This window comes from Reyranella sp. (assembly GCF_030651995.1).
Taxonomy (GTDB): domain Bacteria; phylum Pseudomonadota; class Alphaproteobacteria; order Reyranellales; family Reyranellaceae; genus Reyranella.
Map to the genome: position 1 here is coordinate 65,428 of NZ_JAUSBN010000022.1, position 25,272 is coordinate 90,699.

26 protein-coding genes are annotated in these 25,272 nt (G+C 66.7%); 16 read left to right on the plus strand and 10 right to left on the minus strand.

Translation table 11 applies throughout. The features are described 5' to 3' along the window. Positions 1–24: 24 nt before the first annotated feature. The 3 genes from Q7V45_RS05630 to Q7V45_RS05640 all read left to right on the plus strand — a co-directional run bounded on the left by Q7V45_RS05630 (position 25) and on the right by Q7V45_RS05640 (position 4,471). A complete protein-coding gene (locus Q7V45_RS05630; protein ID WP_304848342.1) occupies positions 25–1,119 on the plus strand; it encodes an NAD-dependent epimerase/dehydratase family protein in 1,095 nt (364 codons plus the stop codon). Positions 1,120–1,211: 92 nt separating this feature from the next. Next, complete coding sequence (ppk2, locus tag Q7V45_RS05635; protein WP_304848345.1) at positions 1,212–2,135, plus strand: polyphosphate kinase 2; 924 nt, start codon at positions 1,212–1,214, stop codon at positions 2,133–2,135. After that, positions 2,135–4,471, plus strand: a complete 2,337-nt coding sequence (locus tag Q7V45_RS05640; protein ID WP_304848348.1) for an Orn/Lys/Arg decarboxylase N-terminal domain-containing protein — start codon at positions 2,135–2,137, stop codon at positions 4,469–4,471. The genes ppk2 and Q7V45_RS05640 overlap by 1 nt, the downstream gene beginning before the upstream one ends. Here Q7V45_RS05640 and Q7V45_RS05645 read toward each other — a convergent pair. Continuing rightward, complete coding sequence (locus tag Q7V45_RS05645; protein ID WP_304848351.1) at positions 4,453–5,037, minus strand: GNAT family N-acetyltransferase; 585 nt, start codon at positions 5,035–5,037, stop codon at positions 4,453–4,455. The genes Q7V45_RS05640 and Q7V45_RS05645 overlap by 19 nt on opposite strands. A 213-nt stretch (positions 5,038–5,250) precedes the next feature. After that, positions 5,251–6,123, minus strand: a complete 873-nt coding sequence (locus Q7V45_RS05650; protein WP_304848354.1) for a LysR family transcriptional regulator — start codon at positions 6,121–6,123, stop codon at positions 5,251–5,253. A gap of 80 nt (positions 6,124–6,203) precedes the next feature. On the opposite strand from Q7V45_RS05650, the gene dapA reads away from it, so the two are divergent. Next, entirely contained in the window at positions 6,204–7,091 is an 888-nt protein-coding gene (gene dapA, locus Q7V45_RS05655) for a 4-hydroxy-tetrahydrodipicolinate synthase (protein ID WP_304848357.1), read from the plus strand. Here dapA and mscL read toward each other — a convergent pair. Both mscL and Q7V45_RS05665 read right to left on the minus strand, forming a co-directional pair. Further along, positions 7,088–7,510, minus strand: a complete 423-nt coding sequence (gene mscL, locus Q7V45_RS05660; RefSeq protein ID WP_304848360.1) for a large conductance mechanosensitive channel protein MscL — start codon at positions 7,508–7,510, stop codon at positions 7,088–7,090. The genes dapA and mscL overlap by 4 nt on opposite strands. Before the next feature lie 22 nt (positions 7,511–7,532). Next, on the minus strand, positions 7,533–8,471 hold the full coding sequence (locus Q7V45_RS05665) for an AEC family transporter (RefSeq protein ID WP_304848363.1): 939 nt from the start codon (positions 8,469–8,471) through the stop codon (positions 7,533–7,535). 127 nt (positions 8,472–8,598) lie between these two features. Here Q7V45_RS05665 and Q7V45_RS05670 point away from each other — a divergent pair, with 127 nt between their 5' ends. The 4 genes from Q7V45_RS05670 to Q7V45_RS05685 all read left to right on the plus strand — a co-directional run bounded on the left by Q7V45_RS05670 (position 8,599) and on the right by Q7V45_RS05685 (position 11,243). Continuing rightward, on the plus strand, positions 8,599–8,958 hold the full coding sequence (locus Q7V45_RS05670) for a hypothetical protein (protein ID WP_304848365.1): 360 nt from the start codon (positions 8,599–8,601) through the stop codon (positions 8,956–8,958). A gap of 63 nt (positions 8,959–9,021) precedes the next feature. Next, positions 9,022–9,885: a sulfurtransferase gene (locus Q7V45_RS05675; protein WP_304848368.1), complete on the plus strand. Its 864-nt coding sequence runs from the start codon at positions 9,022–9,024 to the stop codon at positions 9,883–9,885. Positions 9,886–9,898: 13 nt separating this feature from the next. Further along, on the plus strand, positions 9,899–10,192 hold the full coding sequence (locus tag Q7V45_RS05680; protein ID WP_304848371.1) for a DUF1330 domain-containing protein: 294 nt from the start codon (positions 9,899–9,901) through the stop codon (positions 10,190–10,192). Beyond that, positions 10,182–11,243, plus strand: coding sequence for a hypothetical protein (locus Q7V45_RS05685; protein ID WP_304848374.1), 1,062 nt, complete (start codon positions 10,182–10,184; stop codon positions 11,241–11,243). Before Q7V45_RS05680 ends, Q7V45_RS05685 begins: the two co-directional genes overlap by 11 nt. Here Q7V45_RS05685 and Q7V45_RS05690 read toward each other — a convergent pair. The 3 genes from Q7V45_RS05690 to groES all read right to left on the minus strand — a co-directional run bounded on the left by Q7V45_RS05690 (position 11,195) and on the right by groES (position 13,859). Continuing rightward, the gene (locus Q7V45_RS05690; protein ID WP_304848377.1) at positions 11,195–11,599 is read right to left on the minus strand and encodes an NUDIX domain-containing protein; all 405 of its coding nucleotides are present in this window, start codon (positions 11,597–11,599) and stop codon (positions 11,195–11,197) included. The two genes, Q7V45_RS05685 and Q7V45_RS05690, sit on opposite strands and share 49 nt — an antisense overlap. Before the next feature lie 253 nt (positions 11,600–11,852). After that, positions 11,853–13,493, minus strand: a complete 1,641-nt coding sequence (groL, locus tag Q7V45_RS05695; protein ID WP_304848380.1) for a chaperonin GroEL — start codon at positions 13,491–13,493, stop codon at positions 11,853–11,855. Positions 13,494–13,544: 51 nt separating this feature from the next. Next, on the minus strand, positions 13,545–13,859 hold the full coding sequence (gene groES, locus Q7V45_RS05700; protein WP_304848383.1) for a co-chaperone GroES: 315 nt from the start codon (positions 13,857–13,859) through the stop codon (positions 13,545–13,547). A gap of 280 nt (positions 13,860–14,139) precedes the next feature. On the opposite strand from groES, the gene Q7V45_RS05705 reads away from it, so the two are divergent. After that, positions 14,140–14,406 (plus strand): usg protein, encoded by a 267-nt coding sequence (locus tag Q7V45_RS05705; protein ID WP_304848386.1) that lies wholly within the window; start codon positions 14,140–14,142, stop codon positions 14,404–14,406. Here the strand turns inward: Q7V45_RS05705 and Q7V45_RS05710 are convergent. Then, positions 14,389–15,363 (minus strand): nitronate monooxygenase family protein, encoded by a 975-nt coding sequence (locus Q7V45_RS05710; protein ID WP_304848389.1) that lies wholly within the window; start codon positions 15,361–15,363, stop codon positions 14,389–14,391. The genes Q7V45_RS05705 and Q7V45_RS05710 overlap by 18 nt on opposite strands. Positions 15,364–15,463: 100 nt before the next feature. After that, positions 15,464–16,090: a glutathione S-transferase family protein gene (locus Q7V45_RS05715; protein WP_304848392.1), complete on the minus strand. Its 627-nt coding sequence runs from the start codon at positions 16,088–16,090 to the stop codon at positions 15,464–15,466. A gap of 74 nt (positions 16,091–16,164) precedes the next feature. Here Q7V45_RS05715 and Q7V45_RS05720 point away from each other — a divergent pair, with 74 nt between their 5' ends. Continuing rightward, entirely contained in the window at positions 16,165–16,956 is a 792-nt protein-coding gene (locus Q7V45_RS05720; protein ID WP_304848395.1) for an HpcH/HpaI aldolase/citrate lyase family protein, read from the plus strand. Here the strand turns inward: Q7V45_RS05720 and Q7V45_RS05725 are convergent. Continuing rightward, positions 16,940–18,139 (minus strand): cytochrome P450, encoded by a 1,200-nt coding sequence (locus Q7V45_RS05725; RefSeq protein WP_304848398.1) that lies wholly within the window; start codon positions 18,137–18,139, stop codon positions 16,940–16,942. The two genes, Q7V45_RS05720 and Q7V45_RS05725, sit on opposite strands and share 17 nt — an antisense overlap. A 237-nt stretch (positions 18,140–18,376) precedes the next feature. Here Q7V45_RS05725 and Q7V45_RS05730 point away from each other — a divergent pair, with 237 nt between their 5' ends. From Q7V45_RS05730 to Q7V45_RS05755, 6 genes are all read left to right on the plus strand, one after another. Further along, on the plus strand, positions 18,377–20,224 hold the full coding sequence (locus tag Q7V45_RS05730) for a potassium transporter Kup (protein WP_304848514.1): 1,848 nt from the start codon (positions 18,377–18,379) through the stop codon (positions 20,222–20,224). A gap of 11 nt (positions 20,225–20,235) precedes the next feature. After that, positions 20,236–20,934, plus strand: a complete 699-nt coding sequence (locus Q7V45_RS05735; RefSeq protein WP_304848401.1) for an alpha/beta fold hydrolase — start codon at positions 20,236–20,238, stop codon at positions 20,932–20,934. Continuing rightward, a complete protein-coding gene (locus Q7V45_RS05740) occupies positions 20,931–21,332 on the plus strand; it encodes a GNAT family N-acetyltransferase (RefSeq protein WP_304848404.1) in 402 nt (133 codons plus the stop codon). The genes Q7V45_RS05735 and Q7V45_RS05740 overlap by 4 nt, the downstream gene beginning before the upstream one ends. Before the next feature lie 69 nt (positions 21,333–21,401). Continuing rightward, on the plus strand, positions 21,402–22,403 hold the full coding sequence (locus Q7V45_RS05745; protein WP_304848407.1) for an HlyD family efflux transporter periplasmic adaptor subunit: 1,002 nt from the start codon (positions 21,402–21,404) through the stop codon (positions 22,401–22,403). Between the two features lie 7 nt (positions 22,404–22,410). Beyond that, positions 22,411–24,138 carry an ATP-binding cassette domain-containing protein gene (locus Q7V45_RS05750; protein WP_304848411.1) on the plus strand — a complete coding sequence of 576 codons (1,728 nt, stop codon included), beginning with the start codon at positions 22,411–22,413 and terminating at the stop codon, positions 24,136–24,138. Next, positions 24,135–25,268 (plus strand): ABC transporter permease, encoded by a 1,134-nt coding sequence (locus tag Q7V45_RS05755; protein WP_304848413.1) that lies wholly within the window; start codon positions 24,135–24,137, stop codon positions 25,266–25,268. The genes Q7V45_RS05750 and Q7V45_RS05755 overlap by 4 nt, the downstream gene beginning before the upstream one ends. Positions 25,269–25,272 lie beyond the last annotated feature (4 nt).

Sequence of the window (25,272 nt, forward strand, 5' to 3'; positions counted from 1 at the left end):
GGCAGCGCCTGTCAGGCTGCCGCCATGACCCGAAAGAAGATCCTCGTCGCCGGGGCCACCGGCCTCGTCGGCCATGCCGCCCTGAAGCACTTCGCCACCGTCGAAGGCTGCGACGTCGTCGCCGTCTCGCGCCGAAAGCCGGACGAAACCTACGGGGCGCGATGGTTCCCGCTCGATCTCGCCGACCGGGCGGCCTGCGAGGCACTGGCGGCGGAGTTCGCGGGCGTTACGCACCTCGTCTATGCCGCCCTCCACGAACGGCCGGGGCTGGTCGCAGGCTGGCAGGAAGAAGAGCAGATCCGCATCAACGACCAGATGTTGCGCAATCTGATGGCCCCGCTCGAACGGGCGGCGTCGGGATTGCGGCACGTGGCCTTGCTGCAGGGCACCAAGGCCTATGGCGTCCATGTTCGCCCGCTCGCCGTGCCGGCGCGCGAGAACCGTTCGGAGATGCACGAGCAGCCGAACTTCTACTGGAACCAGGAGCGGTTCCTGCGCGAGCGCCAGCAGGGGAAGGGCTGGAGCTGGTCGATCCTGCGGCCCGTCCTGATCGTGGGCGATTCGGTGGGCAGCGCCATGAACGTCATTCCGGCGCTGGGCGTCTATGCCGCCTTCATGCGCCGCGCCGGCAAGACGAAGCTCGACTATCCGGGCGGTGTCGGCCGGGTGGCCCAGGCGGTCGATGCCGATCTCCTGGCCCGCGCCCTCGCCTGGTCGGGCGAAGCCGGCGCCGCGCGCAACGAGATCTTCAACGTGACCAACGGCGACGTCTTCGTGTGGCCCAACGTCTGGCCCGCCATCGCCGACGCGCTGGGCTTCGAGCCGGGCGACCACGTGCCGCTGGCGCTCGACCGCGAGATCCGCCCTCGCGAGGCCGACTGGGCGGAGATCCGCACGGCCCAGGGGCTGAGGTCGGGCACGCTGAAGGAGTTCGTCGGCCTGTCGTTCGAATATGCCGACTACACGATGGGCTACGGCCGCACGGAGCCGGGGCCGCCGGCGATCGTCTCGACCATCAAGCTGATGCAGGCCGGCTTCACCGAGGTGATGGACACCGAGGCGATGTTCCGGAAATGCTTCGCCGAAATGCAGCAAAAAGGCCTGTTGCCGCGTCCCTGAAAACGCGCTTCGGGACGTAGCCTGAGTGTCGTCAAATTGTCATATCTGCCCCGCACTTTCCCGGCCATTCTGACGGATGACGGAGGCTGGGCATGCAGAGCGAAGGGGGCCGCAAGGCGCTGGAGGACCGCGTCCGCCGGGAGCTGGCCGACAGTATCGACGAGGACCTCGAGCTCGAACTGGGCGACGAAATGCTGGCCCGCCTGCCCGAGCACGGCGACGGCGACCTGCCGCAGACCGAAGGAATCGACCGGAAATTCTACTTCACCGAGCTGCTGCGGCTGCAGCGCGAGCTGATCAGGCTGCAGGACTGGGTGATCGCCCGGAAGCTCAAGGTCGTCGTCCTGTTCGAGGGTCGCGACGCGGCGGGCAAGGGCGGTGTGATCAAGCGCGTCACCCAGCGGCTGAACCCGCGCGTCTGCCGCACCGTCGCCCTTTCGGCGCCCTCCGAGCGCGAGCGCACCCAGTGGTACTTCCAGCGCTACATCGCGCACCTGCCGGCGGGCGGCGAAATCGTGCTGTTCGACCGCAGCTGGTACAATCGGGCGGGCGTCGAGCGGGTCATGGGCTTCTGCACCGAAAGCGACGTCCGGGATTTCTTCGAAACGGTGCCCGAATTCGAGCGCATGCTCGTACGGTCCGGCATCATCCTGCTCAAATACTGGTTCTCGATCACCGACGAGGAGCAGAACACGCGCTTCCTGATGCGCATCCACGACCCCATGAAGCAGTGGAAACTCTCACCCATGGACCTGGAATCCCGGCGGCGCTGGGAGGAGTACACCAAGGCCAAGGAGGAGATGCTGGCCCGGACTCATATTCCGGAGGCGCGCTGGTGGGTGGTCAAGGGCAACAACAAGCGCCGCGCGCGCCTCAATTGCATCCACCACCTTCTGCAGCAAGTGCCCTATAAGGATGTCGAACAGCAACCGATCGTCCTGCCGAAGCGCGAACACAAGCCCGACTACGCGCGCACGCCGGTCGCTCCCGAACTCTATGTCCCGGCGGTTTACTGATGGATTTCTTCAGGCGTTTCACGTTCCTCGTCTGCGCTCCGGCCTTCGACGCCGACGATCTCGAGGGCCACAGGCTCGGCGAGATCACGGTTTCCATCGAGAAGATGGGCTTCCAGGTCGTGCGGGCCCGCCGCATCGAGGATGCCGAGATGGTCGTCCAGACCGACGCCGCCATCGGCTGCATGGTCGTGGACTGGGGCAAGAAGGGCCTCGACGGCAAGGCCGCCGCGATGATCAACATGATGCGGCGGCGCGGTCTGGAGATGCCGATCGTCCTCCTCGTGCGCCGAAAGCGGCTGGAGGACATCCCCGTCGAGGTGATGGACTACATCGACGGCTACATCTTCCTCTCCGAGGAGACGCCGGAGTTCATCGCCAAGAACCTGGTGAGCCGGCTCAAGCAATATGCCGAGACCCTGAAGACCCCGTTCTTCGGCGAGCTGGTCGACTACGCCGAGGAAGGCAACCAGCTCTGGACCTGCCCCGGCCACAATGGCGGCATCTTCTACAACAGGAGCCCGATCGGCCGGATCTTCGTCGAGCATCTGGGCGAGGCGGTGTTCCGCGACGACCTGGACAATTCGGTGCTCGATCTCGGCGACCTGCTGGTCCACGAGGGCCCGGCGCTGAAGGCACAGAAGGAAGCGGCCGTCATCTTCGGCGCCGAGAAGACCTACTTCGTCCTGAACGGCACCTCCTCGTCCAACAAGATCGTGCTGCAGGCGCTGGTCGCGGAGGGCGATCTCGTGCTGTTCGACCGCAACAACCACAAGGCCGCCCATCACGGCGCCCTGTTCCTCGGCAACGGCATTCCGATCTATCTCGAGACCGACCGCAACGCGCATGGGCTGATCGGCCCGATCTTCCACGAGGCACTCGACGAGAAAGCCATCCGTGAGAAGATCCGCACCAACCCGCTGGTCGCCGACAAGGACGCATGGAAGCGCGAGCGGCCGTTCCGTGTCGCCGTCATCGAGCAGTGCACCTACGACGGCACGATCAACGACGCACGCCTGATCGTCGAGAAGATCGGCCATCTCTGCGACTACATCCTGTTCGACGAGGCCTGGGCGGGCTTCATGAAGTTCCACCCGCTCTATGCCGGCCGCTTCGCCATGGGGCTCACCGACCTCGGCCCCGACAGTCCCGGCATCATCGCCACCCAGTCGGCGCACAAGCAGCTCGCCAGCTTCAGCCAGGCCTCGCAGATCCACGTCAAGGATCGCCACATCAAGGGCCAGCGCCGCCGCATCGAGCATCGCCGCTTCAACGAATTCTTCATGCTGCACGCCTCGACCTCGCCCTTCTATCCGATCTTCGCCTCGCTCGACGTCGGCGCGCAGATGATGAAGGGGCGTTCGGGCGAGGTGTTGTGGGACGACACCATCCGGCTGGGCATCGAGATCCGCAAGAAGATGCGCGCCATCCGCCGCGAGTTCGAGGACAAGGAGCGCGACGTGGCGCGACGCTGGTTCTTCGAGCCCTTCGTGCCCAATCGCGTCACGGTGGGCGGCCGCGAGCAGGCCTGGGAGGACGTCCCGACCGACGACCTCGCCATCGACGCGCGCTATTGGGAGCTGGCGCCCGATGCGCATTGGCACGGCTTCAAGCACGTGGCGCCGGGCTATGCGATCACCGATCCCAACAAGCTGGTCGTGCTGACGCCAGGGTTCGATCGCGAGACCGGGCTCTATGCGGGTCACGGTATCCCCGCGCCCGTGGTCGCGCAGTATCTGCGCGAGAACCAGATCGTCCCGGAAAAGAACGACCTCAACTCGCTGCTGTTCCTGATGACTCCCGGAGTCGAATCGAGCAAGGCCGGCACCCTGCTGAGTGCGTTCGTGATCTTCAAACGGCTGCACGACGAGAATGCACGGTTGGAAGACGTCATCGGCGAGTTCGTTCGCAAGCGGCCGGCCCGCTATGCCGGGATGCGGCTGCGCGATCTCTGCGCCGAGATGCACGCCTTCTTTCGCGAGAGCAACGTCAGCCTGATGCAGCGTGCGCAGTTCATGCCCGAGCACCTGCCCGAGCCGGCGATGCCCCCGCACGTGGCGGTCCGCGAGCTGGTACGCAACAATGTCGACTATGTGCCGATCGAAGAGGCGGTCGGCCGCATCGCCACCACCATGTTCGTGGTCTATCCGCCGGGCATCGCCAGCATCGTGCCCGGCGAGAGACTCGACGAACGGGCCAAGCCGATGCTCGACTACCTGCTCATGTTCCAGAAGAGCGCCAACCTGTTCCCCGGCTTCGACGTCGAGATCCAGGGTATCTATCGCGAGATCGACAAGGACGGCCGCGTGCGCTTCTACACCTACGTGGTGCGCGAGTAGGCGATCTCGACCGGCGGCGTGCTGGCGCCCGCGCCGATGGCGCGCTGCATCAGCACGCTGTCGGCCCACTTGCCGTACTTGAAACCGACGCCCTCGAGGAGGCCGACCCGGCGAAAGCCGTGGGCCTCGTGCAGGCTGAGCGACGCGACGTTGTCGGCGTCGACATAGGCGAACATCTGACGATAGCCCGCGCCGGCGCAGGCCTCGATCAGCGCCGGCAGGAGCAGACGGCCGATCCCCGTCGAGACATGGTCGGGATGCACGTAGATCGAGTGCTTCACGGCATAGCGATAGGCCGGGCGCTTGCGGAACGGCACGGCGTAGGCATAGCCCACGATCACCCCGTCACGCTCCGCCGCGAGGTGCGGCAGCCGGCGCCGCAGCATGTTCTTGCGCCGCCGCTTGATGTCGTCCGTCTGCGTCGGTTCGATATCGACGTCGCCCACGCCCCGCGTGATGTGGTGCGTATAGATCGCAATCATGGCCGCCACGTCGTTTTCGGTCGACGGCCGTACCACGACCGCGCCGCGCGGCTTGTCGAGCAGGGACTCGCTCGTCACTGACATCACCCGATCCTCCTCCGAGACGCCCGGATCAAACACGCCTCCATGACCGTTTCATGTCAGCCAAAAAAGAGGGCCCGGAGAGTTATTCACTCTCCAGGCCCCCAGACGCCCCCTCTAAACTTGCTGGTCGCCGCGGCGATGTCTCGAACCGCGTCCCGTCCATGCACGCGAAGATACGGGCCGGCGCGGCATCGGCACAGGGGGCCCTTGGTATCAATTGTTGTGGTTTCGTAACGGTCCGGAAAAGCTGGCCCGCACATGATCGGCGAGGTCGCGTGCCGCAGGACCCAGACCCGGCGGTGCATAGAGGTTGATGCGGAACTCCGGCAGCACCGGCAGCCGGGCCTCGCGGCCCAGGATGACGAAGCGCTCGGGCACCGAGGAGCGCAGCAGCGGCGCCACCGCGAGGCCGGCTTCCAGCACGGCGTAGACCGGTTCCAGCCGGCTCACCTCGCAGACGGCGCGCCAGTCGCGCCGCGCCTTGCCCAGCGCCTCGACGGCGACAGGACGGAAGACGCAGGTCGGTGCGCCCAACGACACCGGCAGAGGATCCTTGAGATGGGCGTCTCCGTCCGGCGCACCGACCCAGACCAGCCGGTCGGTGCGCAACGTCTCGCCGTGGCGGCCGCACTCGGTCTCGGTCGTCATCGCGAGATCGACGCCGCCGGACTTCAGCTCCTCCCGGATCACGCGCGAATCCTCGCAGACGAGGCTGACGCGCACGCGCGGCTGCGCCTTGGCGAAGCGCCGCAGGATCGCGGGCACGAAGCTGCCGATGATGTCGTAGGGCACGCCGAAGCGGACCTCGCCCTCGAACTGCGGTGCGCGCATCGACGACCAGACCTCGTCGTTCAGCGCCAACAGGCGGCGCGCCTGTTCGAGCAACCGCTCGCCCGCCGGCGCCAGCACCAGCCCGCGTCCCTGGCGCGTGAAGAGACGGCAGTCGAGCGCCTCCTCCAGCCGCTTGATCTGCTGGCTGGCGGCAGCCTGGCTCATGCCGAGCGCCGTCGCCGCGCGCGTGACGCCGCCCGCTTCGACGACGGTGAGGAAGGCGCGCAGCAACGCCATGTCGAGGTCCTTGCGCATCCCATAACATAAGCATTTACGAACGATATTATCCAAAACATTCGTTTCTATTATTCATTGGCGGACCGTAACGTGGCGCCATGACCACCAGGATTTCAGGCCTCTGGCTGCCGCTCATCACGCCGTTCAAGGACGGCGCCATCGATTTCGCGAGCTACGACCGGCTGGTGAACCACTACATCGCCAAAGGCGTCGACGGGCTGCTGCCGCTCGGCACGACGGGGGAATCGCCGGCGCTCGACGAGGACGAGACTGCCGCCGTCATCGAGCGCACGCTGGCGGTCGCCGACGGAAGGGTGCCGGTGTTTGCCGGTATCGGCGGCAACGCCACGGCCAAGGTCGAGAAGGAGCTGAAGCGGCTCCGCCACCTGCCGATCGCCGGCATCCTCTCGGTGTGCCCCTACTACAACCGGCCGAGCCAGGACGGGCTGATCGCGCACTTCCGGCGCATCGCCGCCGCCACCGACCGCGACGTCGTGATCTACAACATCCCCTATCGCACGGCGGTCAATCTATCGAACGACTCGCTGCTCGAACTGGCGGAGGTGCCGAACATCGTGGGCGTGAAGGACAGTTCGGGCAGCGTCGAGCAGTCGCTCGAACTGCTGCGCCGCAAGCCGGCCGATTTCGCCGTCCTGACCGGCGAGGATGCGCTGTTCTTCACCATGCGCGCCAACGGCGCGGAGGGCGGCATCCTGGCGGCGAGCCATCTCATGACGGAAGGCTTCGTCGAGGTCGAGCGCTGCTTCGCCGACGACGACCTCGCCGGCGCGCGGGCCGCCTGGGCGCCGCTCGCCCGGTTCGTGCCGATGCTGTTCGCCGAAGCCAACCCGATGCCGATCAAGCATCTCCTGTGGCGTCAGGGGCTGATCGCCTCGCCCGAATGCCGCCTGCCGCTCACGAAGATTTCCGACGGGCTGGCCCGCCGGCTCGACGCGGTGTTTGCCGACAGGAAGGCGGCAGCCTAGCCGCGCGCCTTCAGCAGATCGCGGATCTCCGTCAGCAGCTCCTGCTCCTTGGTCGGCGGCGCCGGCGGCGGCGGTGCCGCCTGCTCCTGCCTGACCACGCGGTTCATGCCCTTGATCACCATGAAGAGGACCCAGGCGATGATCAGGAAGTTCACCGTCACCGTCAGGAACGTGCCGTAGCCCAGCGTCGCGCCGGCCTTCTTGGCCGCATCGTAGGTCGCGGCCTGGCTGGCCGCGGGCGTGAGACCGATGAAGTAGTTGGTGAAGTCCAGTCCGCCCGCGATGCGGCCGATGATCGGCATGATGATGTCACCGACCAGCGAGTCGATGATCTTGCTGAAGGCGGCGCCGATGATCACGCCGATGGCGAGATCCACGACATTGCCGCGCATCGCGAACTTCTTGAATTCCTGAAGCATGCCTCTTCTCCCCTTATCGTCGTCAGGTCACGCGCAGCCAGACCAGCAAAGCAGAAACCGTCACCACCGAGAAGGCCGTCGACAGCAGAACGGAGGCGGTGTTCTGCTCGACCGACACATCGAACTGCTTGGCCAGCACGAAGGCGTTGGCGGCGGTCGGCAGTGAGGCCATCAGCAGCGCCACCTTGCCCGCAATCGACTCGATCGGCACGAAAAATGGCAGGATCAGCAACGCCGCCAGCGGCTGCAGCAGGAGCTTGATCAAGGTGGCGAGGCCCGCCTCGGCGAGACCGCTCTTGATCGACTTGTCCGACAGGAACAGGCCGATGGCGAACAGCGCGCAGGGCGCGGCCGCGGCGCCCATGAGGTCGAGCCACTTCTCGACCGGGACCGGGATGGGCAGGCCGACCCATGAGGCCGCGATGCCCAGCGCGATCGAGACCGGCAACGGATTGCGCGCCACGTTGAAGGCGGCACGCAGGAAGGTCCGCACCGGACCGTGCCCCGCCGCGACTTCGAGCTCGATCAGCATGACGCCGAACACCATGGAGACGACGGCCGTCACGATCACCGTGAGCATGGCCGGCGGCAGTCCCTGCTCGCCGAAGGCCGCCAGGCAGAGCGGCACGCCCATGTAGCCGACGTTGCCCCACGAGGCGGCGATTCCCTGCAGGCTCATGGCGGCAAGACCGCCCCGCGAAACCAGGCGCGTCGTGATCATGCCGACGATGAAGGTCGCGACCACGGCGATGCCGAAGCCCGCCATGAGGCTCGGATCGAGCACGGCGGCCACCGGCGTGCGCGCCAGGGTCCCGAAGAACAGGACCGGCAGGGCGAAGTAGCTCACGAAGGCGTTGAGCGCGGTGGTCGCCTCCGGCCCCAGGATACGCCAGCGGCCGGCCAGGAAGCCCGCCAGGATGACGCCGAAGATCGGCAGGGCGACGTTGAAAATGGCCTGCACGGCGCGTCCGATTGCAGTTGCACTAACCTATTAAGAATTTGACATAAATACCATAAATCCCATAGCATTTTAGAGATATAGCGAGGCCGTGTTCGTTCCCTCATCGCAAGCGGCCCGGGAGAATTTCATGCGTCTTTTGATCGCCGGCATGGCCGCCCTGGCAGCGGTCGCCTTTGCCGCCCCGTCCTTCGCGCAGGATGAGACCCTGCCTGCGCCGACCACCGCCCCCACAGCCAAGCCGAAGGCGGCCACGACCGCCTCCTGCAACAAGATCAAGAGCAGCTCGCAGCGCAGCGCCTGCCTGAAGAAGGTCCAGGTCGCGAAGGCGCCGAAGAAGAAGACGAAGAAAACCACCACCACCCCGGCCGCTCCGAAGTCGCCTGAAATGGGCCAGCTGCAGTCGACGCCGCCGGCTGTTCCGGCACCGTCGGCCAGCCCGTCCTCCGGCCCGGTCACCGTTCCGCCGCTGCCGTCCAAGACGATTTAAGTTGAGGCACGGTTCGGCAGAACCGCGCTAGTCTCCGCTCTCCCCAAAACCCGGGAGAGCGACATGGCCCATTCGGCCAACCTGATCACGACAGACGATCTCGCACGCCAGCTCGGCGCGCCGGCGCTTCGCGTCTTCGACTGCACCACCTACCTGAAGCCCGGACCAGACGGCCGCTACATCGCCGAGAGCGGTCGCGCCAACTACGACAAGGGTCACATCCCGGGCGCGGCCTACCTCGACCTCCAGGCCGATCTCTCCGACAAGACATCGAAACTCCGCTTCACCCTGCCGTCGCTGGAAGAGCTCACCCGGGCCTTCGCGGCCAAGGGCATCGGCCACGGCACATTTGTCGTTCTCTACAGCCATGCCTCGCCGGTCTGGGCGAGCCGCATCTGGTGGATGTTGCGCGCCGTCGGCTTCGACGAGGTCGCGATCCTCGATGGCGGCCTCGACAAGTGGAAGGCCGAAGGCCGCCCGCTTTCGACCGAGCCCGCCAGCCATCCGCCGGCCACGCTGTCGCTGCGCGGGCGTCCGGAGATCTTCGTCGGCAAGGACGCGATCAAGGGCGCCATCGGCGATGCCTCGACGCTGACCCTCAACGCCCTCAGTCACGACCAGCACACCGGCGCCGGCGGCGTGGTCTATGGCCGCGCCGGCCGTATCGCCGGCTCGTCCTGCGTGCCGGCCGCCAGCCTGTTTGGGGCAGACAAGGCGCTGAAGCCGATCGCCGATCTGCGTGCGGCCTTCGAAGGCGTGGGCGCCGCGCCGGACAAGCGCGTGCTGGTCTATTGCGGTGGCGGCATTGCCGCCACGCTCGACGCGTTCGTCCTCACCGCACTCTTGGGTCACAGGAACGTCTCGGTGTACGACAATTCCATGCAGGAATGGGCGAACGATGCCAGCCTGCCGATGGAAACAGGCTGATGGGAGACGCGACATGACCGCCTACTTGATTGCCGAAGTCGAGACCACCGACGAGGCCCTGATGGCCGAATACCGCAAGCACACGCCGGGCTTGGTCGCCAAGTTCGGCGGCCGGTTCGTCGTGCGCGGCGGCAAGACCAAGACGCTGGAGGGCGGCTGGGCCCCCTCGCGCGTGATCGTGTTGGAGTTCCCCGACTTCGCCACCGCGGAACGCTTCTACGATTCGGAAGAATACAAGCCGGTGCTGGCGATGCGACTCAAGGCCGGCAAGTCGAAGGCAATCCTGGTCGACGGCTATGGTGGCTAATGAGGCCGCCTACCGGGCGGTCGGCACGCTCTACAACGCGCTGATGACCGGCTTGGTCATCAGTCTCGTGTCGCGACGCGGCAGCGACACGGCACGCGAATACATCTTCCGCCACTTCCGCCGGCAGCATCTCGACAAGTTCCTGCCCGGCCTTCAGAAGCTCGGCATCGCAGGCGAGAAGGACGCGCCAGCCTGCGCGCTCTACCACTATCACTCCAACGCGCTTGGGGGCGTGAAGACCGGCTACCTGCGCGAGAGCGACACCAAGGCGTGGGTGCGCTATCCGCCGCCGCGCTGGATGTGGAAGGGCACCGCCATCGCCGCCGTGCCGCACGACGTATCGGCGGCCTTCCTGCACGCCTGGCACGGCCACAACGGCGTCTCGCTCAAGAATCCGGGCCTCGGCTTCGTCTGCACGGGCATGACGGTCGACGGCAAACCCGGCCTCGAAGGGTACTACTACGACTACGGCCGTCCCCTGAAGGAGGAGGAGCGCGTGCGCTTCGCCTACGACGAGGAGATGCCGCGCATCGACTGGAAGACCCAGCCGAAGCTGGAGACGGCGAACTGGCCCGAGGAGCGCCGGCTGCGCACCTTCCGCTCCTACGCGATGGGCTACGTGCAGACCATGCTCCCGGTGTTGCAGGACCAGCTCGGCGCGAAGGACGCACAGACCGAGATGGGCCGCGTGGCGCGACTGGTCGGCTTGCAGTTCCACGAGGAGACCGCGCGCGACCTCGACCTGCCGACCGACGTCGAAACCGGCGATCTCGACAGCGCCCGGCTGTTCGCGCGCTGGCTGACGGCAATCCTCGCCGCCGAGGGCGAGGCGGTTTCATCCGAGGAGAAGGACGGCGCCGTCACCGTGCGCATGGACAGCTGGAAGCTGGCCCGGGAGCTTCAGCTTGCCGATCCCCTCGCCGGCTTCGACGCCTGGAACGAGCTGTGGCTCGGCGCCGCCGGCGCGCACGACCGCTTCCTCAAGGTCGAGACGAGCCGCAGCTATGGCGACAAGGGCTGGCAGGCGGCCTGGCGAATCGCGCCGAGATAGCCGGCGGGTAGAAGGCGTCCGGCAACGCGCTCGCCAAGCGTCGCAATCTCGACCCAGCTCGCCTCGTGATGCTCATGACTGAGGGCAATCGTGCCCTCGGTCCCGAGCGTGCAGGCATAGGCAACAATCCGCACGAAGCGCTGCGGCAGCACCTCGAACAGATGCTCGTCGACGAGCGCGCCGACCTCGACCGCCAGCCCCGTCTCCTCAAGCACCTCGCGCACCAGTGCGGCGCGATGATCCTCGCCCGGATCGGGCCGGCCACCGGGCAGGTCCCATTCGTCGCGCTCGTTGAGCAGCAGCAGGACGCGGGCGCCGTGCACGACGACGCCTTTGATGGAAAGCGGATAGTTCACGGGCTCGCCTATCGCATTTGACTTAAAGGTCCTTCGCTGCGCTCAGGATGACAATTTTGCTGGGATTGGCGCCGTGCGTCGATGCAGAAAACGTTGTCATCCTGAGCGCAGCGAAGGACCTTTCTTTGCCTTCATAAAACACAGGCCCGCGACCTCCCGAAGAGCGGAGGCGAGAGCCACGGCCACGCCCGCACAAAAAGAAAAGGCCGGGGATCGCTCCCCGGCCTTTCCGATTTCTCTGAGAAGACTGGACTTAGAAGTCCATGCCGCCCATGCCGCCGTCGCCACCCGGCGGCATCATCGGGGCCTTCTTCTCCGGCTTCTCGGCGATCATGGCTTCCGTCGTGACCAGCAGACCGGCCACCGAAGCGGCGTCCTGCAGGGCCGTACGAACGACCTTCACCGGATCGATGATGCCGGCCTTGATCATGTCGACATAGTCGCCCTTCTGGGCGTCGAAGCCGAAGTTCGAGTCCTTCTGCTCGAGCATCTTGCCCGCCACGACGGCGCCGTCGTAGCCGGCGTTCTCGGCGATCTGGCGGACGGGCGCCTGCAGCGCACGACGCACGATCTCGATGCCGACCTTCTGGTCGTCGTTGGCAGTGCGGACCTTGTCCAGCGCGCGGATCGCGTAGAGCAGGGCCGAACCGCCGCCGGCGACGACACCCTCTTCCACCGCAGCCTTGGTGGCGTGCATGGCGACGTCAACGCGGTCCTTCTTCTCCTTCACTTCGACTTCGGTGGCGCCGCCGACCTTGATGATCGCAACACCGCCGGCGAGCTTGGCCAGGCGCTCCTGGAGCTTCTCGCGGTCGTAGTCCGAAGTGGTCTCCTCGATCTGCGCACGGATCTGGCTGATGCGGGCCTGGAGGTCCGCCTTCTTGCCCGAGCCGTCGACGATCGTGGTGTTTTCCTTCTCGACGATGACCTTCTTGGCCTTGCCGAGCATGTCGAGCGTGACGTTCTCGAGCTTGATGCCGAGGTCCTCGGAGATCAGCTGGCCACCGCACAGGATCGCCATGTCCTCGAGCATCGCCTTGCGACGGTCACCGAAGCCCGGCGCCTTGACGGCGGCGATCTTCAGGCCACCACGCAGCTTGTTCACGACCAGGGTCGCCAGGGCTTCGCCCTCGACGTCCTCGGCGATGATCAGCAGCGGCTTGCCCGACTGCACGACCGCCTCGAGCACCGGCAGCATCGCCTGCAGGCCCGACAGCTTCTTCTCGAACAGCAGGATGTACGGCGAGTCGAGCTCGGCGATCATCTTGTCGGCGTTGGTGATGAAGTACGGCGAGAGATAGCCGCGGTCGAACTGCATGCCCTCGACGACGTCCAGCTCGGTGTCCAGGCTCTTGGCCTCTTCCACCGTGATGACGCCCTCGTTGCCGACCTTCTTCATGGCTTCGGCGATCATCTTGCCGATCGACTTGTCGCCGTTGGCCGAGATGGTGCCGACCTGGGCGACTTCGTCCGTGCCCGTGATCTTCTTGGCGCGCGCCTTGATGTCCTCGACGGCCGCCTCGACCGCGAGGTCGATGCCGCGCTTGAGGTCCATCGGGTTCATGCCGGCCGCGACCGACTTCACGCCTTCGCGCACGATCGCCTGGGCGAGAACGGTCGCCGTCGTCGTGCCGTCGCCGGCGATGTCGTTGGTCTTCGAGGCCACTTCGCGCACCATCTGGGCGCCCATGTTCTCGAACTTGTCGGCGAGCTCGATCTCCTTGGCGACGGTGACGCCGTCCTTGGTGATGCGCGGGGCGCCGAACGACTTGTCGATGACGACGTTACGGCCCTTCGGGCCCAGCGTCACCTTGACGGCGTTGGCGAGAATGTCGACGCCGCGCAGCATGCGCTCGCGGGCGTCGGCGCTAAAGCGGACTTCCTTGGCTGCCATTTTCTATTCCTCTCGAATGTCGTTTTGGTTTTCGGTGATGCCGAGCGAAGCTCAGGCGGCCTTCTTCATCGAGGCGGAGCCTTCGATGATGCCCATGATGTCGGATTCCTTCATGATCAGGAGATCCTGGCCATCGAGCTTGATCTCGGTGCCCGACCACTTGCCGAACAGGATGCGGTCGCCCTTCTTGACGTCGAGCGGGACCAGGTTGCCCTTCTCGTCGCGCGCGCCCGGACCGACGGCGATGATCTCGCCTTCCATCGGCTTTTCCTTGGCGGTGTCGGGAATGATGATCCCGCCCTTGGTCTTGCCTTCTTCCTCGACGCGCTTGACCACGACCCGGTCGTGAAGCGGACGGAACTTCATGGTTCTTCCTCCAGTGAGCGATTGACCCTGCGCGACCTGATGGCCGCGGTGAATGTAGTGCTGTCAGCACTCATAGAGAGCGAGTGCCAATGGCGCACGGGATTTAGGGTTGTCGGGTGCCCGAGTCAAGGCACGCCACAAAAGGTTCCCAAAGTAGGTTCGCACGAGCAGCAATCACCGAAGACTGCTGCTAACTCTTTGATCTGGAACGATTTTTGCTGATTTTCTTGGAAGGGTGCGTAACTATTCTTCCCGGCGCACCAAGTCAAGGAGGGCCTGTATGGATCGTAATTTTGTTGCGCAGCTCAACGATTACCGGATCACGACCGCCGAAATCCTCTACTGGATGCCCGATCATAAGCACGTTCTGCAGAGTTTCGTTTGGCAGAATCTTGATCTGGCCCCTCGTTATCCCGCCCTCACCAAGTTCCTCGATTTCTGGGAGCACAATCTCGACGGCAAGGTCCATCGCGTGCGGGTTGCGAACGCCCAGCTCGTGAAGCCGGCCGAATTCCGCTTCTCCTGCGGGCTATACGCGCTGCACTGACCGTCGCGCGGAGTCGTATTCCGCGGCGGTCCGCTCGATCAGTTCGGCGACCGTCGGGACATCCGCCACGCCCGAAACCGAATGGCCGGCGCTCCAGATGTCTTTCCAGCGCTTGGCGTCCGGCCGATCGCGCTCGGCGGCGTTGATGTCCTTGGAAATGTCGATCTTGCCGCGCGCCGGTAGGTTGTCCGGGTCCAGGCCGGCCGCTTCGATCGACGGCCGCAGCATGTTGGTTTCGAGCCCGGTGAAGGCCCGCGTCAGCAGCACGTCGTCGAGGCGGCTCGACACCAGCATCTGCTTGTAGGCGTCCTTGGCCAGGCTCTCGCGCGTGGCGATGAATTTGGTGCCCATATAGGCAAGGTCGCAGCCCAAGGCTTGGGCAGCCGCGACCGCGTGACCGTCGGCCATCCCGCCCGCCATCACGACGATCCCGTCCCAGAACGCCCGCACCGCCCGCACGAAGGCGAAGGGATTGGCCCAGCCGGTCTGGCCGCCGGCGCCGGCCGTCAGCAGCACGAGCCCATCGACGCCCGCCGCCACCGCCTTCTCGGCATGGCGTACCGACGCCACGTCGGCCAGCACGAGGCAGCCCGCGTCCTTCAAGGGCTTCATCACCGGCTCGGGTGAGCCGACCGACGTGATCACGATCTCGGCCTTGTGGCGCAGCACGGCGGCCAGGTCCTCGGGCACGCGCGGATTGGAGCGATGCACGATCAGATTGGGACACCAGGGGGCGGGCGCGCGACCCTCGGCATCGGCGGCGCGCTTGGCGTCGTCTTCCATGCCGGCCAGCCAGGCGTCGAGTTCCTCGACGGTGCGGCAGTTGGCGGTCGGGAAGGAGCCCACGACGCCGGCGCGGCAGGCCGCCGTCACGAGGGCGGGGCCCGAGACCAGGAACATGGGGGCCGCGATCAGCGGCAGGCGGAGGCGGTCGCGCAGGGAGACGGGTAAGGACATGGCGCGAGCTTAGCTCAGCGCGCGGCGGCATCGAAGGTCACCGCCGGGAGAACGCGGTCGGGCCGCCCCGCACAGCGGGACGGCCCGGAAGTCGCCGATATCAGGCCGCGGCCGACAGGCCTTCCTTTTCGAGCACGCGCTGCACGGCCGGACGGCCCTTCATGCGCTCGTAGTGGGCGGCGACGTTCTTGGGCAGCGGCATCTTCATGCGGGCGGCCGCCCAGAAGGAGACATAGAAGAGCGCGGCATCGGCCACCGAGAACTTGCCGGCCAGGTACTCCTTGCCTTCGAGCGCCTTGTCCATCAGCGCCAGGCCCTTCTCCATGATCTCCTTGCCGCGCGCCTTGACCTTGTCGTGGTCGGCTTCGGTCGGCGCGTAGTTGCCCGGACGGAACATGCGGCTGAAGCCCTGCATGTGCATGGTCGACACCGCATAATCCATCGCCTCCAGCGCGCGCGCCTCGCCGTCGGCATCGGAGGGCAGCAGGCCCGCGTCGGGATTCTTGCGGGCGAGCCACACGGCGATCGCGGGGAATTCGGTGAGGACAGAACCATCGTCGCGCTGCAGGGTCGGCACCTTCGACTTCGGATTGAGCGCCACGAAGTCCGGCCCGTATTGCTCCTGCTTGGCGCCGTCGACCTTGTGCACGTCGAAGGGCTTGCCGATCTCCTCCAGCAGGACGTGAATGCCGATCGAGCAGGCGCCGGGCATGTAATAAAGCTTCATGAGTCTCTCCCTAAAGCAGGTGTGTCGTGGGGACGGTTCACGCTAGCATCGCCCCCCTATAGGGGGAAACGACAATGGCAAATAACGGGGCAGGCAACGGCCTGCGCGCACTCGTCGGCACCGGGCCCACGAAGATCGGCACATTCCTGTTCGAGTTCGCCACGCCGGGAATCGGCCAGATCCTGAAGGCGGCGGGCGCGGAATTCGCGGTGCTCGACATGGAGCATACCGGTTTCGGCTTCGATACCGTGCGCCAGGTCGTGCGTTACATGCAGGCCGCGAACCTGCCGCTGGTCGTGCGCGTGCCCTCGCAATCGCGCCATCACATCTCGCGCGCGCTCGATACCGGCGCCGACGGCGTGATGGTGCCGATCGTGTCGTCGGTCGAGCAGGCCAAGGCGGTGCTCGATGCCGCGAAATACTGGCCCGACGGCACGCGCGGCGTGGCGCTCGGCCTCGGCCACGAGCGCTTCGCCATGCGTTCCGAGCCGCTGCTGCCGCGCTTCGCCGAACAGAATGCGCGCACCGCCATCATCCTGCAGGTCGAGGATCCGCGCGGCGCCGCCGCGGCCGACGAAATTGCCGCGATGCCGGGCGTCGACATGCTGTGGCTCGGCCACAACGACCTCACCGTCGCCATGGGCGAGCCCGGCGCCTTCGACCATCCCGACTTCCTCAATGCCGAGCGGGCGACGATCGCGGCGGCGAAGAAGCACGGCAAGTCCGCCGGCCGCCTCGCCGTCGACGCGAAGCAGGCCGCGCAGTTCGTGAAGCTTGGCTACGACTTCGTCTCGATCGCGGGCGACGTCTGGCTGCTGCAGCAGGCCTTCGCCGCCGGCGTCGAGACGATCAGGCGCGGATCCTGACCGGCAGCGAGCGGATGCCGCGGATGAAGTTGGAGTAGAGGCGCACCGGCGGCGCGACGACCTCGATCTCGAGGTCGCGCTTCAGCAGCTCCTCCCACAGGATCCTGATCTGCATCTCGGCCAGACGGTCGCCGACGCAGCGATGGATGCCGGCGCCGAAGGAAAGATGATGGCGCGCCTTCGGCCGGTCGACACGGAATCGTTCGGGTTCCTCGATCGCCGTCTCGTCGCGATTGCCCGAGACGTACCACATCACCACCTTGTCGCCGGCGCGGATCCGCTTGCCGGCCAATTCGCAATCCGTGCGCGCGGTGCGCCGCATGTGGATCACGGGCGTGGCCCAGCGGATGGTCTCCGACACGAGATTCGCCATCAGCGCGGGATCGGCCTTCACCTTGTCGACCTCGGCCGGATTGTCGAGCATGGCCATCAGGCCGGCGCTCATCGAGTTGCGCGTGGTATCGTTGCCGCCGACGATCAGCAGCCCGAAGTTCCCGATGAACTCGCGGGCCGGCATGTTCTTCGTGGCTTCGCTATGAGCCATCATCGAGATCAGGTCGAAGGTCGGCGGCCGCGCCGCGCGCTCCTGCCACAGCGCTGCCATCGTCTCGGCCATGCGCTTCAGTTCGGCCATCCGCTCCTCGTTGGACTTCACGACGGCGTCCTCGGCCTCGATGTTGCAGATCGCCACATCGGACCAGTGCGTCAGCTTGCGGCGGTCTGCCTGTGGAAAATCGAAGAGGGTCGCCAGCATCATGGCTGTGAGCTCGGTCGAGACCCGGTCCGCCCAGTCGAAGGTCTCGCCCCGCGGCAGCCCGTCGAGTACCTGGGCGGTTCGCTGGCGGATCAGCCCTTCCATGTTGGCGAGGTTCGAGGGGGCCACGATCGGCGCCACGGTCCTGCGCTGGGCGGTGTGGCGCGGCGGGTCCATGCGGATGAAGTTGGGCAGTTCCTCGCCCTGCGGCTGGTCGGTGATCTGGATGCCACCCAGCTCGGAGGCCGAGGAATAGGTCGCGGGGTCCAGCTCGACCTTCATGATGTCGGCGTAGCGCGTGACCGACCAGTAGGGGCCGAACGGGCTTTCGGGGTGGTAGTGGACCGGGTCTTCGCGCCGCAGCCGGGCAAAGTGCGAGCCCCAGCTGTCCTCGCGATACAGGCGGGGCTGGCTGACATCGACATGCATGGCGCGCTTCCTCTTCCGTTTCCCCAAGGCGACCTGCGCGCCTTGTGCAAGTCAAGGCGATTAGTCGCCGTTTCCCCCGATTTGGCGCGTTGACAGTGCCGATGCGTCGGCGCACACCCTCGCCGCGCCGCCTCCTATAGGCGGCTATTGTACATCATGGCCCCAGCCGAACCCTCCCAAACCCAGACCAGCGCCGACGCCGCGCCGGCCCCCACCGCCCCGCACCATCCGGCGGCGATGGCGCTTGTCGTCGGCGCCCTGGGCGTCGTCTTCGGCGACATCGGCACCAGCCCGCTCTACGCGATGCGGGAAACCTTCCTGCACGGCACCGGCATGGCGCCGACGCCCGAACATGTGTTCGGTGTCCTCTCCATGCTGTTCTGGGCGGTCACGCTCACCGTCACGATCAAGTACGTCGCGCTCATCATGCGCGCCGACAACAAGGGCGAGGGCGGCGTGCTGGCCCTTGCCACCCTGGCGTCCCGTGGGCTGAACGGGAGGGCCCCGAAGGTCCGGATCGGCATCATCGTGCTGGCCGTCATCGGCCTCGCCCTCTTCTACGGCGATGCCATGATCACGCCGGCGATCTCGGTGATGAGCGCCGTCGAGGGCCTCTCGGCGGTGACGCCGGCCTTCACGCCGTTCGTCATTCCCCTCGCCCTCGTCATCCTGGTCGGCCTCTTCATGCTGCAGTCCCGCGGCACGGCCGATGTAGGCCGCCTGTTCGGGCCCGTCATGTTCGTCTGGTTCCTGGTGCTGGGCGTGCTGGGGGCATGGCAGATCGCGAAGAACCCGGTGGTGCTGGAAGCGATCAACCCGATTTACGCCTATGAGTTGGTCACGGACCAGGGGTTCGGCATCTTCTGGGCCTTCGGGTCGATCGTGCTGGCCGTCACGGGCGCCGAGGCGCTCTATGCCGACATGGGCCATTTCGGCCGCAAGCCGATCCGGATCGGCTGGTTCGGCATCGTCATGCCGGGCCTCCTGCTCAACTATTTCGGCCAGGGGGCGCTGATCATCGAGAACCCGGCCGTGATTCACCAGGTCTTCTTCCAGCTGGTGCCGAACGATTACATCATCTTCCTGGTGATCCTCTCCACCCTCGCGACCGTGATCGCCTCGCAGGCGGTGATCACCGGCGTGTTTTCGCTGACCCGGCAGGCGATCCAGCTCGGCTACCTGCCGCGCATGGAGATCCACCACACGTCCGAAACGGCGATCGGCCAGATCTACATCCCGAGGGTGAACTGGCTGTTGATGTCCTGCATCATCGCCCTCGTGGTCGGCTTCGGATCGTCCGGCGCGCTGGCCGGCGCGTATGGTCTCGCCGTGACCGGTGCGATGCTGGTCGATGCGGCGCTCGCCATGGCGGTCGCGATCCTGGTCTGGCGTTGGGCCTGGCCGCTGGCCGCGGCGGTGTTCGGTTTCCTCGCCATTCCCGACCTCGCCTTCTTCATCGCCAACGCGCTGAAGATTCCGGACGGCGGCTGGCTGCCGCTGATCGTGGCGTTCCTGATCTACTTCACGATCACGACCTGGCGGCGCGGCCGCAAGATGGTCGCGACGGAGCTGAGCGAGGGCTCTTTGCCGCTGAAGCAGTTCCTCGAACGCATGGAGCGCGCACCGGACCGCGTCGCGGGCACCGCCGTCTTCCTGACGGCCGACGCCAGCCACACCCCGGCCGCCTTCCTGCACAATCTCAAGCACAACAAGGTCCTGCACGAGCGCATCATCATCCTGCAGGTCGACACGATGGACGTACCGGTCGTGTCCGAAGCCAACCGGGTCGAGGTCGAGCGGCTGGGCAAGGGCTTCCACACGGTGATCGCCCATTACGGATTCACCGAGCAGCCCGACATTCCCGAGGCGCTGCGGGCCTGCCGTCCGCACGGCATCGCCTACGACGAGATGGAGACCTCGTTCTTCCTCGGCCGCGAGACCCTGGTGCCGTCGCAGCATTCCAAGCTCGGACGCTGGCGCCGCGACTGGTTCATCTCGCTCTCCCATTCGGCCTCGGCCACAAAGACCTTCTTCCGTATCCCGCCCAACCGCGCTATCGAACTCGGCAACCAGATCCAGATCTGAGGCCGCTCGCGATGCCGCGTTCTCCGCTCCTGCTGCTGCCGGGCCTGCTCAACACGCACCGCGTCTTCGCGCCCCAGGTCGATGCCCTGGCGGACGTCGCCGACTTCACCATTCCCGAACTCTGGCACCACGACACGATGGCGGCGATGGCCGAGGCCGCGCTCGCCGTGGCGCCGCCGACCTTCGCCCTGTGCGGCTTCTCGATGGGCGGCTACGTCGCTTTCGAGATTTTTCGCCGCGCACCGGAGCGGGTCGAGCGCATCGCCCTGATGGATACCCAGGCGGGGCCCGATTCGCCCGAGACGGCCGCGCGGCGGCGCGGCTTCATCGAGCAGACGCGGATCGGCCGCTTCCACGGCATTCACCCGACCCTGCTCCCCCAACTGGTCCATCCGTCGCGGATTGGCGACGAGAGCATCACCCGGCCGCTCTTCGAGATGGCGTGCGAGATCGGGGGTGACGGCTTCGTGCGCCAGCAGCAGGCGATCCTCGGCCGCGCCGACAGCCGTCCACTCCTGGTGGAGATCGAGATGCCCGCCCTGGTGATCGTCGGCCGCGAGGATCGGGTCACGCCCCTGCCGCGCGCGCAGCAGATCGCCAGCGACATCGCCAATGCCCGCCTCGAGGTGATCGACGACAGCGGGCACATGACGCCGCTGGAGAAACCGGCCGAGGTCTCGGCCGCCCTGAGGAGATGGCTGACGCAATGAATACGATCTACGCCCGCGAGGACGATCTCGGCGCCGAGGAATACATCGACGTCGTGGCCAAGTCGGGCCTGAACCGCCCCATCACCGACCGTCCCCGCATCGAGCAGATGCTGAAGCACGCCAACCTGATCCTGACGGCGCGCCAGGACGGCAGGCTGGTGGGCTTCGCGCGCTCGGTCACCGATTTCTGCTTCTGCTGCTATCTCTCAGACCTCGCGGTCGACAGAGCGTGCCAGGGCCAGGGAATTGGCCGCCGCCTGATCGAGGAGACCCGCGCCGCCGCCGGTGGAGCCCAAACCACCACCCTGTTGCTCTCGGCGCCGACGGCCATGACCTTCTACGAAGGCATCAAGATGCCCAAGGCCGACAACTGCTTCCTCTATCGTCGGCAGGCTTGACCGACATCAAGGGGCGAAACGGCAAATGGTTCTAGTTCTCCACGCAGCAACACATGCGTGGAGTACGGAATGCCCCAGTCGCGCCGCCGCTGGCCGATCCTGATCGCGCTGCTCGCCGTGGCGCTGGCCGCCGCTGGCGGCGCGTACCGTTACTGGCCGCGGGCCCAACCGACGTTCATCACCCTGTACGGCAATGTCGATGTCCGCCAGGTCGATCTCGCCTTCAACGCCAGCGGCCGCCTGCAGGCGCTGCACAAGGAGGAAGGCGACGCGGTGAAGGCCGGCGAGACGGTGGCGGTGATGGAGGCCGACACCTATCGCGACGCCGTGGCCCTGGCCCGCGCCCGGCTCGAGGCGCAGCGCGCGGTGGTGGACCGGCTCGAAGCTGGCAGCCGCCCCGAGGAGATCGCCCGCGACCGTGCCCAGGTCGATGCCAACAAGGCAGCCGTCGCCGATGCCGAACTCCTGCTCAAGCGACGGACGGAGTTGGTGGCCAGCGGGAATGTCTCGCGCCAGCTCTACGACGAGGCGAAGAACGCCTACGATTCGGCGCGCGCCCGTCTCGACATCTCCCAGCAGGTCTCGAGGCTGACCGAGCTCGGCCCCCGCCGCGAGGACATCGAGCAGGCGAAAGCCCTGGTGCGGTCGGAGGACTCGATCGTCTCGCTGGCGGAGCGGCGGCTTGCCGACACGGTGCTGAAGTCACCGGCCGACGGAATCGTGCTCAGCCGCATCGTCGAGCCGGGCGCGATGGTCAGCCCCGCCAATCCGATCATTACCGTGTCGCTCATCGACAAGGTCTGGGTCCGCACCTACGTCTCCGAGCCCGATCTCGGTCGCATCCGGCCCGGGATGGCGGTGACGGTCGTCACCGACACCGACCCGACCCGCCCCTACGAGGGCTGGATCGGCTTCATCTCCCCCACGGCCGAGTTCACTCCGAAGACCGTGGAGACCACCGAACTGCGCACCCAGCTCGTCTATCGCCTGCGCGTGTTCATCAAGACTCCCGACGATCGCCTGCGGCAGGGGATGCCGGTCACGGTCCGCGTGCCGCTCGGCGCCGGCTAGGCCGGCCATGCCCGCACCAGTCACCCTCGCGAACCTGGGCAAGAGCTTCGGTGCCACGGCCGCCCTGACGAACGTGACGGCCGCGATCGGGGCCGGCCAGATCACCGGTCTCGTCGGCCCGGATGGCGCCGGGAAGACGACGCTGCTGCGGCTCATCGCCGGCCTGCTCATGCCGGACAAGGGAACGCTGGACGTGCTGGGCCACGCGGCCACGGACCGCGACGCGGTGCGCGGCGACATCGGCTACATGCCGCAGCGCTTCGGGCTCTACGAGGATCTGACGGTCCAGGAGAACCTGAACCTGCAGGCGGACCTGCACGATCTGGACGAGGCGGCTCGCGGCGAGCGCTTCGCGACGCTGCTGCAGTTCACCGGCCTTGCGCCCTTCACCCGCCGGCTGGCGGGGCAGCTTTCGGGCGGGATGAAGCAGAAGCTCGGGCTCGCCTGTGCCCTGCTGCCGCGGCCGAAGCTGTTGCTGCTCGACGAGCCGAGTGCCGGCGTCGATCCGGCGTCCCGGCGCGAACTCTGGCGCATCGTGCGCACGATGGCGGGCACCGGCGTCGCCATCGTCTGGAGCACCGCCTATCTCGACGAGGCCGAGCGCTGCGACAGCTTCCTTCTGCTCGATGGTGGCCGACTTCTTGCCTCCGGCAATCCCGCCGACTTCACGCGCCGGCTGGAGGGACGCACCTTCCTGATCGATCTGCCCGAGCGGCAGCGTCATCGCGTCCAGCGTGAAGCGACCGCGCTGCCGTCCGTCGCCGACGTCACCATCCAGGGCCGCAGCCTGCGGCTCGTCCTCAAGGAAGGAGGCGCGCTGCCCGACATCGCGGAACTCGTCGGCAGCAGTACAACGGCACGCCCCACCCGGCCGCGCTTCGAGGACGCGTTCGTGAGCCTGCTTCTGGCCGAGCGCCCGCCCGTCGCAGCACCGGCGATCCAGACGACCTCAGCCCCCTCCCCGGACGGCATCGCGATCGAGGCCCGCGACCTCACACGCGACTTCGGAAAGTTCCGGGCGGTCGACAAAGTGAGCTTCACGGTCAGGCCCGGCGAGATCTTCGGGCTGCTCGGCCCCAACGGCGCGGGCAAGTCCACGACCTTTCGCATGCTCTGCGGCCTGCTGGCGCCGACCGCCGGTTCGGCGCATGTCGCCGGGGTCGATCTCGGCCGCGCCCGCGCCACCGCGCGCGAGCGCATAGGCTACATGTCCCAGAAATTCTCGCTCTACGGCACCCTGTCGGTTCGCGACAATCTCGACTTCTTCAGCGGCGTCTACGGCCTCGCCGGCCGCCGCCGCGTCAGCCGCATCGCCTGGACGATCGAGAGCTTCGGGCTCGAGGCCGTGGCCAACCTGGAGGCAGGGACCTTGCCGCTCGGCTTCAAGCAGCGCCTGGCGCTGGGATGCGCGCTGCTGCACGAGCCGCAGGTCCTGTTCCTCGACGAGCCCACCTCGGGTGTCGATCCCCTGATGCGGCGGGAGTTCTGGTCGCGCATCGGCGGGCTGGCAGACGGGGGCGTCACGGTGCTGGTGACCTCCCATTTTATGGAGGAGGCCGAGTATTGCGACCGGCTGGGCATCGTCTATGCCGGACGGATGATCGCCTCCGGCAGCCCGGACGCGATGAAGCAGCGGTTCGTGACCGGCGACCTGCCCGAGCCGACGCTCGAAGACGCGTTCGTAGGCTTGATCCGCGAACATGACGCGGAGCGACAGGGCGCGGCCGCCGCATGACCTCGGCCCGGACCTTCTTCCGCCGCTTCGGCGGGTTGCTGCACAAGGAGTTCGTCCAGATCGTGCGCGACCCCTCGTCGATCGCGATCGCCCTCGTGATGCCGGTGGTCCTGCTCCTGCTGATCGGCTTCGGCATCTCGCTCGACGCCCGCAACGTGCGCTTCGGGATCGTCGACGAGAATCGCAGCGTCGAGTCGGCGGGGCTCTTCCAGGCCTTCGCCAATACGCCCTACTTCCGTCCCTTCTCCTTTCTCACGTCGCGGGCCGCCGAAGCGGCGCTGATGCGCGACGACATCGCGGGCTTCGTGGTGCTGCGCAGCGACTTCTCCCGGCGTGTGGCCGATCCGATCCGCGCGGCCGACATCGCCATCGTGGTCAATGGCGTCGACGCCAACAACGCCCGCATCGTCACCGGCTATGCCCAGGGCGTCGTGGCGACGTGGCTGCTGGGCCATCGGCGCGACCGCGCCCAGCCGGCTTTGGTCCCCATCACGGTCGAGAACCGCTACTGGTTCAATCCGGAAATCCGCAGCACCAACTTCATCGTGCCCGGCCTCATCGCGATGGTCATGACCATGATCGGCGCCCTGCTGACGGCGCTGGTGGTCGCCCGCGAATGGGAGCGCGGCACGATGGAGGCCATGCTCGCCTCGCCGGCCAGCATGACCGAAATCCTGCTGGGCAAGCTGGTCGCCTACTTCGTGCTGGGACTGGGCGGGCTCGGCGTCTCGGTGTTCATCGGCCTGGTCGTGTTCGAGGTGCCGTTCCGGGGTTCCGCCGAGGTGCTGATTGCCGTCTCCTCGGTGTTCCTCATCGTCTCCCTGGCGATGGGCCTGCTGATCTCGACGGTCGCGCGCAGCCAGTTCGTTGCCGCCCAGCTCGCCTTCCTCGTCACCTTCATGCCGGCGCTGATCCTGTCAGGCCTCATGTTCGACATCGAGAGCATGCCGCGCTGGGTACAGGCGGTGACGACGGTCTTTCCGGCCCGCTACTTCGTGTCGAGCCTGCAGACCCTGTTCCTCGCCGGCACGGTCTGGCCCGTGCTGCTGCCCAACCTTGCCATGCTGGTGGGCTTCGCCGTCGTGTTTCTCGCGCTGGCCATTGCCCGCACCCGCCGCAGCCTGGAGTAACGAC

Bases quoted from the DNA above. Each gene is read 5' to 3' on its own strand.
- Q7V45_RS05740 (WP_304848404.1), top strand. From the start codon at position 20,931: ATGAATACGATCTACGCCCGCGAGGACGATCTCGGCGCCGAGGAATAC.
- Q7V45_RS05720 (WP_304848395.1), top strand. From the start codon at position 16,165: ATGGCAAATAACGGGGCAGGCAACGGCCTGCGCGCACTCGTCGGCACC.
- Q7V45_RS05750 (WP_304848411.1), top strand. From the start codon at position 22,411: ATGCCCGCACCAGTCACCCTCGCGAACCTGGGCAAGAGCTTCGGTGCC.
- groL (WP_304848380.1), bottom strand. From the start codon at position 13,493: ATGGCAGCCAAGGAAGTCCGCTTTAGCGCCGACGCCCGCGAGCGCATG.
- Q7V45_RS05725 (WP_304848398.1), bottom strand. From the start codon at position 18,139: ATGCATGTCGATGTCAGCCAGCCCCGCCTGTATCGCGAGGACAGCTGG.
- Q7V45_RS05645 (WP_304848351.1), bottom strand. From the start codon at position 5,037: ATGTCAGTGACGAGCGAGTCCCTGCTCGACAAGCCGCGCGGCGCGGTC.
- Q7V45_RS05715 (WP_304848392.1), bottom strand. From the start codon at position 16,090: ATGAAGCTTTATTACATGCCCGGCGCCTGCTCGATCGGCATTCACGTC.
- Q7V45_RS05705 (WP_304848386.1), top strand. From the start codon at position 14,140: ATGGATCGTAATTTTGTTGCGCAGCTCAACGATTACCGGATCACGACC.
- Q7V45_RS05735 (WP_304848401.1), top strand. From the start codon at position 20,236: ATGCCGCGTTCTCCGCTCCTGCTGCTGCCGGGCCTGCTCAACACGCAC.
- Q7V45_RS05640 (WP_304848348.1), top strand. From the start codon at position 2,135: ATGGATTTCTTCAGGCGTTTCACGTTCCTCGTCTGCGCTCCGGCCTTC.
- Q7V45_RS05710 (WP_304848389.1), bottom strand. From the start codon at position 15,363: ATGTCCTTACCCGTCTCCCTGCGCGACCGCCTCCGCCTGCCGCTGATC.
- ppk2 (WP_304848345.1), top strand. From the start codon at position 1,212: ATGCAGAGCGAAGGGGGCCGCAAGGCGCTGGAGGACCGCGTCCGCCGG.
- Q7V45_RS05685 (WP_304848374.1), top strand. From the start codon at position 10,182: ATGGTGGCTAATGAGGCCGCCTACCGGGCGGTCGGCACGCTCTACAAC.
- Q7V45_RS05650 (WP_304848354.1), bottom strand. From the start codon at position 6,123: ATGCGCAAGGACCTCGACATGGCGTTGCTGCGCGCCTTCCTCACCGTC.
- groES (WP_304848383.1), bottom strand. From the start codon at position 13,859: ATGAAGTTCCGTCCGCTTCACGACCGGGTCGTGGTCAAGCGCGTCGAG.
- Q7V45_RS05755 (WP_304848413.1), top strand. From the start codon at position 24,135: ATGACCTCGGCCCGGACCTTCTTCCGCCGCTTCGGCGGGTTGCTGCAC.
- mscL (WP_304848360.1), bottom strand. From the start codon at position 7,510: ATGCTTCAGGAATTCAAGAAGTTCGCGATGCGCGGCAATGTCGTGGAT.
- Q7V45_RS05670 (WP_304848365.1), top strand. From the start codon at position 8,599: ATGCGTCTTTTGATCGCCGGCATGGCCGCCCTGGCAGCGGTCGCCTTT.
- Q7V45_RS05730 (WP_304848514.1), top strand. From the start codon at position 18,377: ATGGCGCTTGTCGTCGGCGCCCTGGGCGTCGTCTTCGGCGACATCGGC.
- Q7V45_RS05675 (WP_304848368.1), top strand. From the start codon at position 9,022: ATGGCCCATTCGGCCAACCTGATCACGACAGACGATCTCGCACGCCAG.
- Q7V45_RS05630 (WP_304848342.1), top strand. From the start codon at position 25: ATGACCCGAAAGAAGATCCTCGTCGCCGGGGCCACCGGCCTCGTCGGC.
- Q7V45_RS05745 (WP_304848407.1), top strand. From the start codon at position 21,402: ATGCCCCAGTCGCGCCGCCGCTGGCCGATCCTGATCGCGCTGCTCGCC.
- Q7V45_RS05680 (WP_304848371.1), top strand. From the start codon at position 9,899: ATGACCGCCTACTTGATTGCCGAAGTCGAGACCACCGACGAGGCCCTG.
- dapA (WP_304848357.1), top strand. From the start codon at position 6,204: ATGACCACCAGGATTTCAGGCCTCTGGCTGCCGCTCATCACGCCGTTC.